Origin of the sequence: Pannonibacter carbonis, assembly GCF_003012935.1 — a bacterium.
Taxonomy (GTDB): domain Bacteria; phylum Pseudomonadota; class Alphaproteobacteria; order Rhizobiales; family Stappiaceae; genus Pannonibacter; species Pannonibacter carbonis.
On the sequence record NZ_PUDR01000007.1, the window covers coordinates 140,596 to 157,367 of the forward strand.

The 16,772-nt window shown below is 62.5% G+C and carries 15 protein-coding genes and 1 tRNA gene; 10 read left to right on the forward strand and 6 right to left on the reverse strand.

Annotated features, from left to right (window positions below; translation table 11 throughout):
* Positions 1-103: 103 nt before the first annotated feature.
* The gene (locus tag C8348_RS11505; protein WP_198647020.1) at positions 104-1,843 is read left to right on the forward strand and encodes a thiamine pyrophosphate-requiring protein; all 1,740 of its coding nucleotides are present in this window, start codon (positions 104-106) and stop codon (positions 1,841-1,843) included.
* Between the two features lie 92 nt (positions 1,844-1,935).
* On the opposite strand, the gene C8348_RS11510 is transcribed toward C8348_RS11505, so the two are convergent.
* Positions 1,936-3,084, reverse strand: coding sequence for an AI-2E family transporter (locus tag C8348_RS11510; RefSeq protein WP_106753485.1), 1,149 nt, complete (start codon positions 3,082-3,084; stop codon positions 1,936-1,938).
* 344 nt (positions 3,085-3,428) lie between these two features.
* Here C8348_RS11510 and C8348_RS11515 point away from each other — a divergent pair, with 344 nt between their 5' ends.
* From C8348_RS11515 to C8348_RS11530, 4 genes are all read left to right on the forward strand, one after another.
* Entirely contained in the window at positions 3,429-4,259 is an 831-nt protein-coding gene (locus C8348_RS11515) for a bifunctional allantoicase/(S)-ureidoglycine aminohydrolase (RefSeq protein ID WP_106753486.1), read from the forward strand.
* Positions 4,260-4,760 (forward strand): ureidoglycolate lyase, encoded by a 501-nt coding sequence (locus C8348_RS11520; RefSeq protein WP_106753487.1) that lies wholly within the window; start codon positions 4,260-4,262, stop codon positions 4,758-4,760.
* Positions 4,761-5,117: 357 nt separating this feature from the next.
* The gene (locus tag C8348_RS11525; RefSeq protein ID WP_106753615.1) at positions 5,118-5,357 is read left to right on the forward strand and encodes a hypothetical protein; all 240 of its coding nucleotides are present in this window, start codon (positions 5,118-5,120) and stop codon (positions 5,355-5,357) included.
* Between the two features lie 201 nt (positions 5,358-5,558).
* A tRNA-Ser gene (locus C8348_RS11530) sits at positions 5,559-5,649 on the forward strand.
* 286 nt (positions 5,650-5,935) lie between these two features.
* Here the strand turns inward: C8348_RS11530 and C8348_RS11535 are convergent.
* The 5 genes from C8348_RS11535 to C8348_RS11555 form a co-directional block, all read right to left on the reverse strand.
* The gene (locus tag C8348_RS11535) at positions 5,936-8,263 is read right to left on the reverse strand and encodes a DEAD/DEAH box helicase (RefSeq protein WP_106753488.1); all 2,328 of its coding nucleotides are present in this window, start codon (positions 8,261-8,263) and stop codon (positions 5,936-5,938) included.
* Positions 8,263-10,251: a site-specific DNA-methyltransferase gene (locus C8348_RS11540; RefSeq protein WP_106753489.1), complete on the reverse strand. Its 1,989-nt coding sequence runs from the start codon at positions 10,249-10,251 to the stop codon at positions 8,263-8,265. The genes C8348_RS11535 and C8348_RS11540 overlap by 1 nt, the downstream gene beginning before the upstream one ends.
* A 129-nt stretch (positions 10,252-10,380) precedes the next feature.
* Entirely contained in the window at positions 10,381-10,803 is a 423-nt protein-coding gene (locus tag C8348_RS11545; protein WP_106753490.1) for a hypothetical protein, read from the reverse strand.
* Positions 10,800-12,125, reverse strand: a complete 1,326-nt coding sequence (locus C8348_RS11550) for a recombinase family protein (protein ID WP_106753491.1) — start codon at positions 12,123-12,125, stop codon at positions 10,800-10,802. Before C8348_RS11550 ends, C8348_RS11545 begins: the two co-directional genes overlap by 4 nt.
* Positions 12,122-12,577 (reverse strand): DUF2924 domain-containing protein, encoded by a 456-nt coding sequence (locus C8348_RS11555; RefSeq protein ID WP_106753492.1) that lies wholly within the window; start codon positions 12,575-12,577, stop codon positions 12,122-12,124. The genes C8348_RS11550 and C8348_RS11555 overlap by 4 nt, the downstream gene beginning before the upstream one ends.
* Positions 12,578-12,941: 364 nt before the next feature.
* Between C8348_RS11555 and C8348_RS11565 the strand changes: the two genes are divergently transcribed.
* The 5 genes from C8348_RS11565 to C8348_RS11585 all read left to right on the forward strand — a co-directional run bounded on the left by C8348_RS11565 (position 12,942) and on the right by C8348_RS11585 (position 16,678).
* Positions 12,942-14,177 (forward strand): hypothetical protein, encoded by a 1,236-nt coding sequence (locus C8348_RS11565; protein WP_106753494.1) that lies wholly within the window; start codon positions 12,942-12,944, stop codon positions 14,175-14,177.
* Entirely contained in the window at positions 14,146-15,084 is a 939-nt protein-coding gene (locus C8348_RS11570; protein ID WP_157950425.1) for a hypothetical protein, read from the forward strand. Before C8348_RS11565 ends, C8348_RS11570 begins: the two co-directional genes overlap by 32 nt.
* 112 nt (positions 15,085-15,196) lie before the next feature.
* The gene (locus C8348_RS11575) at positions 15,197-15,790 is read left to right on the forward strand and encodes a sigma factor (protein WP_106753496.1); all 594 of its coding nucleotides are present in this window, start codon (positions 15,197-15,199) and stop codon (positions 15,788-15,790) included.
* 28 nt (positions 15,791-15,818) lie between these two features.
* Entirely contained in the window at positions 15,819-16,160 is a 342-nt protein-coding gene (locus C8348_RS11580) for a hypothetical protein (RefSeq protein WP_208983711.1), read from the forward strand.
* 35 nt (positions 16,161-16,195) lie between these two features.
* Positions 16,196-16,678 (forward strand): hypothetical protein, encoded by a 483-nt coding sequence (locus C8348_RS11585; protein ID WP_106753498.1) that lies wholly within the window; start codon positions 16,196-16,198, stop codon positions 16,676-16,678.
* The last annotated feature ends 94 nt before the right edge of the window (positions 16,679-16,772 follow it).

Here is a 16,772-nt window from a genome sequence, read left to right on the forward strand (position 1 = left end):
TGTCCAATCCTGCAAAACTCGGGAGCCGGTTGACCTGCACAGGTCGAGTATTCAATAATAGATATTGTAATTTCAAATATAGCAATAGATGCGGGATCGCAAGATGCTGACGAGCACGGATGCGCAGAACAGGACCGAGGACAGCGGCGAAAGCCTGACGGCGGGCGGGGCCTTGCTGGTGCGGCTGAAGGCACTGGGGATCGACTATATCTTCGCCAATTCGGGCACAGATTTTCCGCCGATCATCGAGGGTCTGGCGGAAGCCGAGGCCAAGGAAATCGACCTGCCGCAGGGCCTCGTGATCCCGCATGAGGCCGCAGCGATGGCCATGGCGCATGGCTATTATCTGGCGACCGGCCGCACCCAGGCGGTGATGGCGCACACCAATGTGGGCCTTGCCAACTGCGCCATTGGCGCCATCAATGCCGCCGCCGAGCACATTCCCGTGCTGCTGTTTTCCGGTCGCACGCCGACCACCGAAAAAGGCCGCTTCGGCGCCCGCACCGTGCCGATTGGCTGGGGCCAGGAAATGCACGACCAGACAGCGCTGGTGCGTGAGGCCTGCAAATGGGACTACGAACTGCGCTTCCCCGAACAGGTGAGCGAGATCGTCGACCGGGCCAAGGCGATTGCCGAGACGGCCCCGCGCGGACCGGTCTACATCAGCCTGCCGCGCGAGATCCTGTGCGAGCCCTGCGACCGTGCCGGCCTGGAAGCCCCGGCCCTGATGCGCGCGCCGACGCAGGGCATCGACGCCGCCGCCTTTGACACGGCCGCCGGGTTGATCGCCAATGCCAAGAACCCGGTGATCTTCGCACAGCGCGGCACCGGCGGGGTTGCGGGCTATCAGGCGCTTGCGCGGCTTGCGACAGACTGGGGCATTCCGGTCTGCCAATACTGGGCCGTTCGCCTGGCCCTGTCGCTGGACCATCCGATGGCGGCGGGTGCCGATCCCGCTCCGCTGCTGGCCGAGGCGGATGTGATCCTTGTCCTCGACAGCCTGGCGCCCTGGTCGCCGGACATTCACAAGCTGAAGCCGGGTGCCAAGGTGATCCAGCTCGGTCAGGATCCGCTCTACAGCCGCTTCCCGGTGCGCAACTTCCCGTGCGATCTGGCGCTGGCCTGTGATGTGGAACCGGGTCTTCTGGCGCTGGAAGCCCGGCTGGCTGACCGGCTTGACGGCCACAAGCCCGAGGCTGAGGCCCGTTTCGACAGGTGGAGCCGCCGCAATGGCGAGCAGCGCCGCGCCGTCATCACCCGTGCCGAGGCCGGTGGGCAGGACCCGATGACCAAGGAGTTTGTCAGCCTGACCCTGTCACGGGCGCTGGCCGGGCGGGACGCTGCGGTCCTGTCGGAACTGGGGTGCCCGCTGGCGCCCATGTCGCTGGACCATCCCAAGGCCTGGTACCAGGAGCCGCATTCCGGCGGGCTTGGCTGGAGTTTTCCGGCAGCTCTCGGCATGAAGCTCGGCAACCGCGAGAGGACCGTCATCGCGACCATGGGCGACGGCTCCTACATCTTCGCCAATCCGGTCGCCTGTCATCAGATCGCCGAAGCGCTGGAGCTGCCGGTGCTGGTGCTGATCGTCAACAATGCGGAATGGGGGGCGGTGCGCCAGTCCGTGCTGGGCCTCTATCCGGGCGGTCATGCGGCGCGGTCCAACCGCATGCCACTGACGCAGCTGTCACCCGTGCCGGATTTCGTCAAGGTCGCCGAGGCGAGCCGGGCGTTTGCCCGCAAGGTCGAACATGCCGCCGATCTTGAGCCGGCGATCCGCGCGGCCCTGGATCACATGGAGAGCACAGGGACGATGGCGCTGCTGGATGTCCGTGTCAGGCCGTAGGGCACTCAAGGGACGGACGGCTACACAGATGGAGGGCGCGGCGCCGGACCGGGCCGCGCCTCACAGGAAACGCGAAGGACCCGGCGCAAGCCTCAGGAGCTTCGGCTAGTTTCGATCTGGGAGCGGATCTTGGCTGCCTCGATCTCGCGCTGCCATTCCCGCCACATGGCGACCACCAGCGCCATCAGCACGGGGCCGATAAACAGACCGACGATGCCCATGGTCTTGACCCCGCCGATCAGGCCGAAAAAGGTCGGCAGGAACGGCAGTTTGACCGGGCCGCCGACAAGCACGGGACGAACCGTCTTGTCGACGATGAAAAGTTCGATCGTGCCCCACAGGAACAGCGCAATCCCGGCAAAGGCGGAACCGCTGGCAACCAGATAGATCGACACCAGCGTGAAGCAGAGCGGCGCACCGCCGGGAATGAGTGCCATGAACCCGGTGATGACCCCGAGCGTGACCGGAGACGGCACGCCGGCAATGGCATAGGCCACGCCAAGAATGATGCCTTCACCGATGGCAATCAGCGTCATGCCGGTGACGGTGGAACTGATCGTGGTCGGCACCACGCGCGACAGCCGGTCCCAGCGCTCCGGCAGGATGCGCTGGCCGACACGGTCGATCTGGGCCGCGATCTTTTCGCCGTCCCGGTAGAAGATGAAAAGCGCGATCAGCATGAAGATCAAGGTCAGCGCCAGATGGAACACCAGCGTGCCGGCGGTCAGGATGCCACGGTAGATCGAGCCGAAATTGGCGCCCGAAATGATCTGCACCAGTTCGCTGATCGCGCCGGGATGGCCGATATGCTTGTCCCATTGCACGGTCAGCCAGTCACCGACACGCGGCAGCGCGGCGATCCAGGCCGGCACCGGGGCACCGTTCTGGTTGGTGGCGAAGGCCCAGTCGATCCAGATCTGCAACTCGGCGAAGGCATAGAGCATCGCATACATGATCGGCAGCACGATGAAGCCGATGATCAGCAGGACCATCAGCGCGGCAACGCCGATGCGGCCAACCGGCAGCATGCGCTCGATGCGCGTCAGCAGCGGCCAGCTGGCAAAGGCAATGATCGTGGCGGCGAGTACCGGCACGATGAAGCCGTGGAAAAACCAGACGGAGGCCGCCAGGATGATCAGCAGCAGCCAGCGGGCGGCGGCATGGTCCGTAATCAGCGGACGCCGCGGTCGAGCGACCACCGCCTCGGCTTCAGCGGTGCTATCCGTGACCTTCTGTTCCATGTATGGCCCCTGAGACTGACACCTGGCACTGCCATCTGGCTAGCGCCTGCGGACCGGCGCTTTGCCGCTCTTCGCGCTCTTCCTAACAGACTGCGGCGCAAATTGCCTCCCGGTGGTGTCGGAATCATGACGCAAAGGCGAGAAAAATGCCAAGGAACTGAATGATCTGTCACCTTGTGCCGAGATCAGGCTGGCACTGCGCATCGGGGCTCTTGCGATCGGTCGCAACAGCCATGTGGAACAGTCGCTTTCCCTGCGGACAGAGGCGCAAAAGCAGGTAATCTAACCGCCACTCCGTCCGGCCAGCGGCCGGCCACACCCGACCGGAAACGCTCCTGATCACAATGACCGACTATTTCGCTCCCACAGGCGGCCTGCCGCCCCAGACCGCCCTGCACACCGGCCGTGCCGTCTTCACCGAGAGCTATGCCGTGATCCCGCGCGGGGTGTTCTCTGACATCGTCACCTCCTACCTGCCCGGCTGGGCCGGTCTGCGCTGCTGGATCATTGCCCGTCCCATGACCGGCTTTTCCGAGACCTTCAGCCAATATGTCATGGAACTGCAGCCCGGCGGCGGTGCCGAGGCACCCGAGCCGGACCCGCAGGCCGAAGGCGTTATCTTTCTGACCCACGGCAACCTGACACTGGTGCTCGAAGGCACCCGGCACGAACTGGCGCCCGGCGGTTACGCCTACCTGCCCCCGGCCAGTGGCTGGAAACTCTACAACGAGGGGACAGAGCCGGCGCGCTTCCACTGGGTGCGCAAGCGCTATGAGGATGCCGCCGGCCTTGACCGCCCGACCGCCTTCATCACCAATGAAATGGATACCCCCCCTTCACCGATGCCCGGCACGAATGGCGCCTGGGCAACGACCCGCTTCGTCGATCCGGCGGACCTGCGGCACGACATGCATGTCAACATCGTCACCTTCCAGCCTGGCGGCCTTATTCCCTTCGAGGAAACGCACATCATGGAGCACGGGCTCTATGTGCTGGAAGGCAAGGCCGTGTACCGGCTGAACCGGGACTGGGTGGAGGTGGAAGCCGGCGACTTCATGTGGCTGCGCGCCTTCTGCCCGCAGGCCTGCTACGCGGGCGGACCCGGACGGTTCCGCTATCTCCTTTACAAGGACGTCAATCGCCATGCCCGCCTCGGCGGCGTGTTTGGGCGCTGAATGATGCGGCAGATTGCGGCCCAGCCCCTGACGCCCGAAGCCTTCGCTCCCTACGGCGATGTCCTGGACACGTCAGGCGATCCGGACCGGCTCATCAACCAGGGCCTGTGCGGCCGCTACCATGACCGCGCCCGGCTCGATTTCGGCGCGGACGGCCGCGCCGGGATCTCCCTGTTCAAGGCTGAGCCGCGCGCCCTGCCCTACCAGCTCGACATGGTCGAACGCCATCCGGACGGCAGCCAGGCTTTTATCCCGATGAGCCTTACGTCCTTTCTTGTGATTGTCGCACCCGACAACGGCGGACTGCCCGGTACGCCACAAGCGTTCCTGACAAAGCCCGGCCAGGCAATCAACCTGCACCGTGGCACCTGGCACGGCGTCCTCACCCCTCTGGACGCCCCGGGCCTTTTTGTCGTCATTGACCGGATCGGCTCCAGCCCGAACCTTCAGGAACACTGGTTCGAGACGCCATATGTCGTCCTGGGGCCGGAACTGGCGTGAAATCGCCTTCCGGGCCGCCGAACACAGCCAGCCCTCACCTGTCCTGTTTGGCGGGACATCGGATCGTGGTTAGGAAAGGGTGACCGAAATCAAATGCATTCGAGCCAAGGCACATTGACCCTGAAGAGTTTTCAGCGCCGTCTTGCTTACCGAAACGTCAATTTCACCGACAATTAAACTCTTGTTTGAATTGCATTAAGTTAGACTTTTAACGAGCTTTTCAATCCGGCAGGCGAGTATTTCCTCAAGAAGCGCGGCATAACTTAAGCAAAGGCGCTTCCGGGAAGCAGGTTGTAGGGACCTGCAAGTCAAACGGGGAGAGCTGACATGGCTCGTTTTGAAATGCACTCGGCCGACATGGCCATCATGGGGGAAGCCCCCGCCACTGCCGACATCCTGTTCCAGATGGGGCTGGACAGCGCCTGTGGCCGGTCTGGCCGCGCTGATCTCGTCGCCGCGCACAAGTGGTTCAATCTGGCCGCCATGAAGGGCAACCAGGAAGCCGCCCGCTACCGCAAGGAAATCTCGAGCGAAATGTCTGCCGCCGACATCGCCGAAGCCCAGCGCACCGCCCGCGAATGGCTGCAACTGCATTGATTGCGCCGGAGAGCCGCGCCCGGGGCGCAGGTATCCACGCAACTCCATCCAATTGCTGCCGGCGCTGACACGCCACACCTGTCCGCCGGCAGCCAGCACACGACTTTCTTTCGTCAGCGCGTCACAAAACTTCACTGATCCACAGGCAAGAGCCGCAAAGCGCTTGCAATCGGCGTCAGTTCAAGTATCAGGAACGCGACTGGAGAGGTGGCCGAGTGGTCGAAGGCGCTCCCCTGCTAAGGGAGTAGACGTCAAAAGCGTCTCGTGGGTTCGAATCCCATCCTCTCCGCCATTTTCCCCTACAAAGACCTTCTCCAGATCCGGCCCCGGCCGGATTTTATCGTTGTTTTCGAAGGTTATGTGGGTGGGGCTGAGCACTGGCCCCTGCGCCAGGAGTCCCGGAAGCGGTCTCTCAGGGCCGAAAATCTCCGGACCTGTTAACTGCGCGGTTTTGGTGAATAGCCCTTAAGTTCTTGTTTAAATGCCATTTTTTTCAAGTCCCGCAAAGACTCCGATCCCGGTGCCATTTGTCTGAAATGCCACTGACGCCCAACCGGAATCGTCGGCGCGCCGAAGTCTCAGTCAAGCCGGATAGATATCTCCGCTGCCTCTTTCTCGGTGTCGCAGAAGATGGGCTGCGGACGGCCATGGCGCCACACCCAGACGGTGAAACCCGCTGTCTTGCGGGTGTGGATGGTGCCATCAGAAATTTCGACATGCCCCTCCGACACGAGACGAAGGACGATCCGTCGCCCTGCCTCTGATCCGCCGATCTCGAACAATTTCGATGCAGATGCCTCAAGCAGCAGGTGCGTGCCCTTTGTATCGATAGCCACGATGTCCTTGTCTATCCAGACGAGAAAGTCGGGGAAGTACGCCTTCCCGGCATGCAATAGAGGGATCGAATATCCGCTGCCGGACGGGTTCCGTGTCCAGACCCGTTGGGTCTTGTCGATCGCCCTCGCAAACCTCAGTTCAAAGCCGTTCAGGCCAGAGTAGCGTTCGTGCAGCGATCTTTTGAAAGTCTCGCCTCCGTTGCTGTCAACCGCTATCGGTCCAACTGAATAGGGGTGGCCCGTATCATCCTGGAAAACCAAGGAGTGCTGAATATAGGCCTCTACCACTTTGCGAGCCGTCTCCCTTATATGCTCTGCCGCCGGGCTGCTGGCCTCGATTAACGCATCAAACTTGGGGTCCTCGATATCCACCAAGTTGATCGGGCCCCCCGCTCTGCGCAGCCCACCCGGATAGCACCTTTGAATCTCACGGCGGAATACATGGCGTGTCATGATCCGGTTGCTGTGATCTACTTCGACCCAGTCATAGTGTGCATCCGTCTCCGATCCAATGAGCTGCAGTACCTGCATGCGGCTCCCTTGACCGATCGTGTTCTGTCCGCCGTCTCGGAAGTCCATCATTCCTTTGACAATCTTCCCTATAGGCTCTAGCGCATCGCTACTTTCAATCGCGACGGTGGGAATCGTCCGAGCCGGCCGTGGGTCCAAGCTGTCCTTCTTCCCTCGGGTTTTCTCATCCTTCACCACCAACGCTATGGACGGATGTTCGGAAACCAAGTCCGCGCGGATCTGCGTCAAGATGTCATCGAAGACCCGTTTCTCATCGGTTCGGATGTGGAAGTGCGCCGTGTTCATGACCGGATCACTGTAGTGCTGTGCCCCAGGTTGCCGAAGGACTCGCCCGATGACCTGAGTGATCTGTCGCGCTGACGCCATTTCTTTGTCTATGTATGCGAAAGACGCCGCTGGATCGTCCCAGCCTTCCTGAAGGCCAAGATTGAAAATGATGTGCTCGTAGTCGCCGGCGATGAATCGGGAGTAGTCTTTCTCCGCCCCATCGAAGAGGTGCATTTCTGGCGGCTTCTGCGATTCCTTCGAGAATTTGAGCTGGCAGTAGACGGCGATCTTGGCTGGGTCTACCTTTGCGACCTCGACGAGGTGTCGCCATATTAGGATGGGCCGGGCCTGTCGTTCCTGAAAGGGCCTTTTGAGGTCCTCCGAGACTGGCACGCCATCCACGGTGTTGGTGGAGCAGACATATATGGCCTTTGGTCGGAAAGGCAGCTTCAGATTTTGAGCTGCTTGCTGCGCCCTTCGCATGTCGGTCAGCAAGTTATCTAGCGCGGGTTCTAGCGGGGTGATGTATCCGTCTATTGATATCCGCTGCTTCACCAACTGGGCCTCTACGACCTCGGGGCTCGAGACAGTCGTCGAGAAATCCGGATCGGTCCACCCTTGGTCGCTACGAAGGCGAGAGATGACATTATTCAGACGCGGCGGCAGCGACATGGTGGCGCTAGCAACGATCAGCGCATCTGGTGCGAGTTCTAGGAGCCGATCGGTCTGAAGATCGGACAGGTTGTGTCCTTCGTCATAGACGACGATTAGAGGACGTCTCTGTCCCTTCGCCGTACGGCGCTTCTTAAGTAGCTCCCATAGGGACTCCTCTGCCAAGTCGAGCTGCGCCCTATAAACCTTACGTTCCTCGCTCGACGCGTCGTCAATCGCGAACTTGCCCACGGTTGCAACCAGGAGCAACGGCTCGTGTTCGCTGCTCAAGTGTTCAGGCGCGGCTTCCAGCAGCGGCATAACTCGAAAACCGGGAAGGTTATCCGCATACTTGCCAGACGAAAGATTCTCGAAGGTCTGCGAGACCACCACACGTCCCTTCGATATCCAAAGAACCACCGGCGGGAGAGGAAGCTCTTCGCCAATCCGCGCAACAGCCTCAGCTAGCATCAACGTCTTACCGCTGCCGGTGATCGCCACAAGCGTCTGCAGAAACGGAACAGGCGTGGTGCGATTCACCATTAGCGGGTCGGCAGCGTAATCGGTAAAGCGCCGAGCGATTTGCGCTGCCGCGCGGGCTTGAAATTCGATGGGTTCCATTATTCGCTATCGTCAGAATTGTTAAACTCATCATTGTCCGTCAGACCAAGATCCGCAAGAATCTTGTCCGGAATCTTCCAGAAACGAACGTTCGACGACTGGAAAAGCTCGTATCGGGCGTAAACATGGAAGGGTGGTTCAAGGCCAGCCTTCTTAGCCTCGGACACGACTTGCTTGTATGTGTCGCGGTTAAGGGATCCGACAGGGCCACCATTGTCCCAGATCAAGAAGTATCCCTCGCCATTTTGATCTTTCCCGACCAGATACTGATAGTCAACGCCATCAACTCGGGTGAGGCTCGGGGCAGAACGCTTATGCGTCTCCCAGTGGGAAGTCAGCACCACATCTATCAGCTCGTCCCGCTGCATGGTGAGAACGGTCTTTGCGTCGATGGTCTTCGTGAGGAGCCGATACTCGAAGCCGCCGCCTAGGGCTGTAGCTGGTTTTCCCGTGGGCCGCTCCCCAGTCACAGCGTTTTTGAGGCGTTGCCAAGTCAGTGTACGAGCATATTTGTCGCCGTTTTCAGGCGCGCCTTGCTCGATGAGTATAAAGCGGCGAGAGGAACCGAGATCATGATTGAGTTCAAGCACTGCGTGACCTGTCGATCCAGAACCAGCATAAGGATCCAGAACCAGACCTTCTGGTGGACACCAGATTTGGATGATCTTCTTCAGGAGACGCAAAGGCTTCACCGTATCGAACGCATGTCCTTTTCCAACGATCGCGTCCAGCTCCTTGCGAGCCATATCTGAATGGCCAGATTGTGCGTGTGGCCACGTGACGGACCCGATGTCGATCGGGGATTCATACAAATCTTCATCCCAGAAGGTTGTCGGAATCATGCCGGCCCGAACGGCATCGATCGGCGTCTTGAGCCGCGGGCGGCCCGCGCCAGGTCTCCTATTCTTATCGTCGCGAAAGAAGAGCTTTGGCCAATTGCCCTTTTGCCGACGTTTAGTCGCCAGCTGTGCTGCTCTCTGAACCGCCGGATCCCGGTCTGGCCGATACCCCTCCAAGGCAACATCAGAGTCAGCGATGACTAGAGCGTTGCCCCGGCCATCGCCTAGGTCTCGTTCGACGTATTTTACACCCCACTCAGCGAGATACTTGATGACCTCCTCTTTTGTGAAGTTTACCCAGTGCGATCTGGGCTCCGGAAGCTGTCCATCGAAGGCGTATTCCCCGTTTGGATAGTGCAAATGGCCTGTAAACGGCGACTGAATTGCATAGGCTGTAGCTGCACGGTGTTGCCTGGCTGTCGGGTCTGTCGGGATCCAGTCCCCCCCATCATCGCCGTCAATGTTTTTCGTGCCAGACCGGTCAATCGGGAGCAACTGCATCCTCGAGAGATCTTTGTCCTTCGCGTAAACCAATACGTAGTCAGTGGTCTTCGATATGGAATTTCCGCCCTTCGGAGAGTATGCTTTCTGCCAGTTGATGATGGCTACCCGGTTATTCTCCCCGAAAACTTCGTCCATCATCATACCGAGATGAAAGAGTTCGTTGTCATCGATACAAATTGCTACCACGCCGGACGGTTTAAGCATCGCCTTCATTATCTGAAGGCGAGGCATCATTGCCTTGATCCATTTCGTGTGCTTGGAGCCGTCCTCGTTGGACACGATGGTTCCGAGGTCCGGGTCGTTCGGGTCATTGTCCCACCGGTCGTTGTAGCGAAAATACTGCCCGGTGTTGTAGGGTGGATCCGTGACGATCAGATCGACTTGGCCCCGATACTTGTACAGCGTCACCATTGCTTGGAGGTTTTCGCCTTCGATCAGCATATTCCTCGCTTGATCCTCCGGCGTGCCAACGTTGAGGCGAGGCTCCCGGCGAGTCTGGCGAGGACGGACACGCTTGGCGATCTGCATGGCGGAACGTCGGCCGTGGAAGCTGAGCGCCACCCCGCTGGTCATCATGCTCTTCGCAAGGCGCTCGAGCTCGTCTCGGGTGAGCTTCGACAGCTCGGCATCAACATCAAATTCCATCGTCAGACTTTCGTGCGCATCGCGCAATGTTCCGCTATTGTTCTTACGTTCCTTAAAGGATGCGTATAGCCGGTGCAAGCCACTTTGCGTACCCCCCAGGCGGTTGCGTGGGAATAATCTGGGATCCTCCTAGACATCGGCGCATGCGCGCGTCCCCCCTTCGGTGTCTTTTGTTAAGTGTGCGGAATGCTCTACCCACGCAAACGGAAACGGCTCCAGCACCCGCGCGAGCGTTACCTCCCTCCCCTGCTGCCCGTCCAGAATCGCCTCCACAATATCGGGGGCGAGCAACGTCAGGCGCAGGACGCGGGTCAGGTAGGATACGGCAATTCCGTCATGCTCAGCCAGTTCGGCGATGGTGGCGAACAACCCGGAATCCAGCATGCGTTTCCACCGAAAGGCGCGGGCCAGCGCCTTGACCAGCGTGTTGTCGGTCCTTCGCGGCTGCGCGGCGCCGTCAGGCATCTGCATCTCCTTTCGCCCGCCGCGCTTTACGACACGGAACGGGACGTGAATGGTGATGAATTCTGGAATTGGCGTGGCGCGGATCATGCAGCTTTCTCCATGTCGCCGGCCAGCATCTCGCGCGCCAGCCCAGTCAGCCCGTCCGTGCGCAACCGTACGTTCAGTCCGTCCGTGCCTATGTCGACACGCTCGACCAGCAACGCCACGATGCGCGCCTGCTCGGCGGGGAAGAGTTCGTCCCATAGCGGGTCGAGCTGCAGTAGGGCCTTGCGCGCCTCGTCCTCGCTGAGGCTGCTCGCTGCGCTGCGCAGCGCCCTCCCCGTTCCGGTGACGATCTCCGGCTGGCGAAAGACAGCGCGGAGTTGGTCGATCACGGCGGCCTCGATCTCGCCAGCGGGCACACGGCCCACCGGACAGGAGCCGGCCCCGTGTTGCAGGACGGTCTGGCTGACGTAGTAGCGGTAGAGCTTGTCGCCGCTGCGCGTATGGCTCGGCGAAAAGGCTGCGCCATCCGGGCCGAACAGCAGGCCTTTCAGCAGCGCGGGCGTGTTAGCGCGGGTGCGTGCGGCGCGCTTGCGCGGGCTTTCTGCCAGGATGGCGTGAACCTTGTCCCAGGTCTCGCGGTCGATGATCGCCTCATGCTCGCCGGGATAGCTGTCGCCCTTGTGCACGGCTTCACCAAGGTAGGCGCGGTTGTTCAGCGTTCGGTAGATGAACTTCTTGTCGAAGCTGTTGCCGCGCACCGACCGGATGCCCCGGGCACCAAGTTCCCGCGCCAGCACCGTGCCGGAGCCGATCTCGATGAAGCGGGCGAAGATCCAGCGCACGTGCCCGGCGCGCTCTTCGTCAATGACCAGCTTCCTGTTCTCGGCCCGGTAGCCATAGGGCGGCATCCCGCCCATCCACATGCCCTTCTTGCGACTGGCGGCGACCTTGTCGCGGATGCGCTCGGCCGTGACCTCGCGCTCGAACTGGGCGAAGGACAGCAGGATGTTCAGCGTCAGCCGCCCCATGGAGGTGGTCGTGTTGAACGACTGGGTCACCGAGACAAAGGTCACGCCATTGCGGTCGAACACCTCGACCAGCTTGGCAAAGTCGGCCAGCGAGCGGCTGAGGCGGTCGATCTTGTAGACCACCACCACGTCGACCAGCCCGTCCTCGATGTCGGCCATCAGGCGCTTCAGGCCGGGGCGGTCCAGCGTGCCGCCCGAGATGCCGCCGTCGTCATACTGATCGCGGACCAGCACCCAGCCCTCGGACCGCTGGCTGGCGATATAGGCCTCGCAGGCCTCGCGCTGGGCATGCAGGCTGTTGAACTCCTGCTCCAGCCCCTCCTCGGAGGATTTCCGGGTGTAGACCGCGCAGCGCAGCTTGCGGGCGGTCTTCGATTGTTCCTGCAGCTTTGTCATCTCCGGCCCCGCAGGTTCTTGAGGCCGAAGAACACCCAGCCATTCCAGCGGGTGCCGGTGATGGCGCGGGCGATGGCCGACAGCGACTTGTAGGGACGCCCCTGCCATTCGTAGCCGTTGGCGGTAACCGTGACGATGTGCTCCGCGCCCTGCCATTCGCGCAGCAGCCGCGTTCCGGTAATCGGCCGGTCGCGGCCTGCGCGGATGCCGCGCTTCTTCTTGTCGCCGCCGTCCAGTTCCTCGCCCAGCCGCTCTAGCCGCCGGACCGTCTCGGGGTTCAGCCCGCCATAGGCGAGTTCCTGGATGCGATAGGCTAGCCGGCTTTCCAGGTAGCGCCGGTTGAACGGCGGCGGCTCGCTGTCAAACAGATCCCGCCACTGCTTCTTCAGGTCGGGCGTCGGCGTGGTCTTGAGCGCGGCCAGGCGCGCAGGGATGGGGTCGGGCGTGTTCATGCGTTTCTCCGGTGAGTTGGAGTTGCATGACGGCATTTGTCGGCTGAAGAGTGTAGGCGAATTTCTCCAGCATCGTCAGAAGCTTCGCCGCGCTTGCGCTGCATCAGACGGATGAGCCCGAGCGCCAACAGGCCGCAGACTTCGGCGCGTCGCTCGGCGGGCGTCATCTGGTCAGGGGGCAGAGGGTTGGGGCGTTTCATGAAGGAAGTGTCCGTCAGGTCTCGCCCTTCTCCTACTCATCGCATTCGCAATCCGTCCCATGGAGCTAAAAAAGTCGCGAGTAGAGCTGCCTTTGACTCGACTCCCGGTTGTTTCTTTGGCTAGAACATAATCAGAACATACCCGACATAAGCGAGGTGGAAAAATGGGTTCAGACCTCAGGAAATTCGTCAACCCAAAGTTCCTGAAGACCATCGAACTTGACCTCATCAAGGAACTCATTGCACGGCACTTCGAGCCGAATGACCTGCCCATCGACTTCGATGACGAAGATCCAGTGGTCAGATCTGCGCTCGCGAAGCATTTCGAGGCAGCCGTCACCGCCTGGAACGAGGGCATGGTGGCCGATCTCCACCGGGTGGCAGACCTCGGAAGCAACGAGGGCATGCAGATTATCCTGAGCGAGGCGCGACGGCAGGGCGTGGTGCTCTACCCCGACCCAGAGGCAGACGAGAAAGAGTCTGCACCAGTCAGACACGACCCGAAGCATGTCGCGCTGCACACCTACCTGCATCATAAAAGCGTCTTCGAGGCAGCGGCCGACTTCCATGCCCTGCGAACCCCGACAGCGCTGGCCGAGTTCAGAGGTCCGGAGCGCGACGTCAGTGCCGACCTGACGCCTGAGATCATCGACGCGTTCAAGGCCGCGGCAATGAAACTCTTCGCTCGCGATCTTCAAGGCGAGTATTGTCGCCTCGGTCCCTACGAGGAGGACGGCGAGATCAATCTCGTCGTCAGCCATGGAGCTCCGGTCGCGACGACACCTGTGGTAGACGGCGACCAGGAGAAGATCATTCCGCTTCGCGCGGTGAAATACGCCACGCTGCGCTACTCACCGGCAGAGGCGCGGTTGTTAATCGGCGGGGTCGTGAAGGCACAACAAGCGGATCTCGCCGAGATATTCGCCAAGCACGTCCTTGGCCGCGCCGGGTTCTTTTCGGGCAAGGATGCCCGTGATCTCTACACCCTCGACCCCATCAGCGAGGCTGGTCCCGACTTCGTTTTCGATCATCACTACGACGACCGTATCCTCGGCGTGCGGATCGTGGCCGCCTCCGCCGACTATTTCGAATGGGACGAGGGCGAGGCGAAATGGCGCTATGTCCGGACTTGGGAATCGAAGGACGCAACTGGTGCGCTACGTCACTTCAAGGGCAGCGAAGTGCGGTTCGGCAAGGGTTGGCGGCTCGGCGAGATCTCGTTCCGCGTCTTCTTCAAGTCGGAGGGCAAGCGGCCTACGCAGGTCACCGTGAAGCTGAAACCCCCGGGCACGCTCGCCTTTCGCCGCACGCGGTTCGAAAAGGCGATCCACACGCTGATCGCACGCCACGGGCTGGAGAAGGACTGCGATGCTGGCATGGTTGTGGACGCGGCTGAGTGACGGCGGCCCGGAGGTTTCGATCTCGGGCCGGGCGCTGCGCAGGTTTCCCGCGCGCGAGATCGAACGCTTGCTGCGAGCGCGTGTGCTGATCGAACATTCGAAGGCGGACAGCTGGTCGGTCTGCGCGCATTGCGACTGCGGCCTCGATGTTCGGCCAGTCCGGAAGTTCGGCGACCAACTGCGCGCATGCTGTCCTCACGATGCAGCCGAGGACATTGTCCTCGATCATGGCGACCTGACGCGGTTCGGCGTTGATGCCAGCAGACTTGCAGGGCAGATCGGCGTGAGCGGCGGTCTCACCGGCGCCGTTTCGGCGGTCTTGGATGGGGTCTGGATGATTGGCTCCGGGCCTGCCGGCAGGGCGCTCATGCTTTGCGACAACGCGGATCGGTTGGAGCCACCGGGCGCAATCCTTGCGCTGAAATCCGCGGCGGCGTTGCGGCCGGTGACGATAATCACCAAGGAGCCGGAGCCGGCGCGGGTGCTGCGGCTGCGCGAGGCCGGGATCGAGGTCCGGGCGCTTGCCGACATGATCAAGGCAGATCGGGCGGGCGTCGACCGCCTGATCCTCGAAGACGGGCACACATCGACCGATGGTGCAAGGCTCCTCCTGCATCGCCAGGGGCTGTTCGCGGTGCTGGACGGTCGGCGCCTCGATCTTCCTCCGCAGATGTTCGCGCTCTTCCGAATGCTTATCGAACGGTCGGGGCAGCGCGACCCCGTGCTCAGGGCACAGGAGATCGAAGCTCAGTTTCAGCGAACACCGCGAGAGATCGTCCGTGACCTGCGCAGGGCCCTCGTCACCTGCGGGCTCACGGAAGAGTCGGTTGAAACGCTCGTGGAGACCGTCCGGTCACGCGGGTACCGCCTTGGCCTCGCGCCGTCAGAGGTCGCGATGGAAGGCTGAGGGCCGTCGGTCACACACGCGGCACACATCAAACACACGCCAATCACACCTGGAGACCAATGGAGACCGGCAGTCTTGGGGCATCAGAAACGATGTTCCGAGGCTTTCCCCGATGTATCCCCCGATTTCACCCCCTGATCTCTCCACGCTGATCCACGAAACCGACCTTGCCGCGCGTCGCCTGCAGCGCAAGCTGAGGCTGCCTGCCGCCGATCTTGATGACCTGCGTCAGGATCTTCTGGTCGACCTGATCTGTCGCCTGCCGGGCTTCGACAAGCGCCGCGGCACCATCGGCGCATTCGCAAACATTGTCCTGCGCAACCAGTGCTCGCGCATTGCGATCCGGCACCATCGCCAGCGCCGGGCGCAGGGCGGCACGGTGCTGGCGCTCGACGCGCCCGGCGCCGGCAGCGCCGAGCCGCTGGGCTGCCTGCTGGCGGAGACGGACGGGCTGGCCGCCTGGCATGGCCAGGATCGTTGCGCCGCGGCGGACGTGGAGACCCGCCACGATCTTGCCCGGGCGCTCGCCGACCTGCCGGAGGATGTCCGCGGGCTCTGCGCGGCTCTCGGCACCTGCGCCGTCGCCGATCTGATCGGCCGCGACGGCATCTCCCGCTCCGCCCTCTACCGCCGCCTCGCACGCCTCCGGCTCGAACTCGCCATGCGCGGGCTCGGGGGGCGGTGGGACGGTTCGGAAGCCGCGTGAGTAGAGGGAGGACATGGAGATGCTCGTCATGCCCCCAACAGCTTTCACCCCGGCGCGGCCCCGGCCGCTCACTGACATCGAGTTCTGCGCCTGGATCGGACAGGCGATGCCCGGCGACCGGCTGGAATACCACCGCGGGTTCCTCGGAATCGACACGACAGCCGTGATCTCGACGCTGCCGGAGCCGGACCGCCGCAGGCTGGCCGCGATGGCGAGCGCCGCGCACCGGGCCTTCGAGGCGGACCTCGTCCACCTCGTGCAGGTGCGGCTCGGTCCGGACCGCTTCGCCTATCTCGCCATCGCCCGGACCAGGCCGCGCCGCACGCCGGTGCCGCTCGCCCGCCTCCTCGAAGACGCCGAGGCCGCCTGATGGCCCTGCCATTCCCCTCCAATGGAGACCCCGCCATGCCGCACCCCGACAACGCCCCTCGCCTCATTGATCTCGAAGGTCTCGCCCTCGGCGACATCGCGGCGCTGCCGCCCGAGATGCTGCTGGATCTGCAGACGACGGCGCTCGCCGAGACCGCCCGCGTGAAGCGGCTGCGGGACCGGCTCGAGGCCGGCATCGCGCAGCGCTACGAGGCCGCCGCCGCGGCGGAACGGGCTGCGCAGGGCAAGACCAGCGGCACCGTGCGGGTCGAGGACGAAGGCGTCGTGATCGTCGCGGACCTGCCGAAGAAGGTCACGTGGGACCAGAACCGGCTGGCGGCGATGGTCGAACGCATCCGCGCCGCCGGCGACGACCCGACCGAGTATCTCGAGATCGCCTATCGCGTGCACGAGCGGCGCTACGGCGCCTGGCCAGCGGCGATGCGCGAGGGTTTCGCGGACGCGCGGAGCGAGACCACCGGCAAACCCGTCTTCCGGCTCGAGGCTCGAGACCGGTGACGCGCGGCGGCGGGACGCCCGGTCGGCAACGCCGGGCAGGTTCCCCTTCGGCACCCGGTCACCCCCGCCGCCGCGCACCCTGAACGCAACTCCC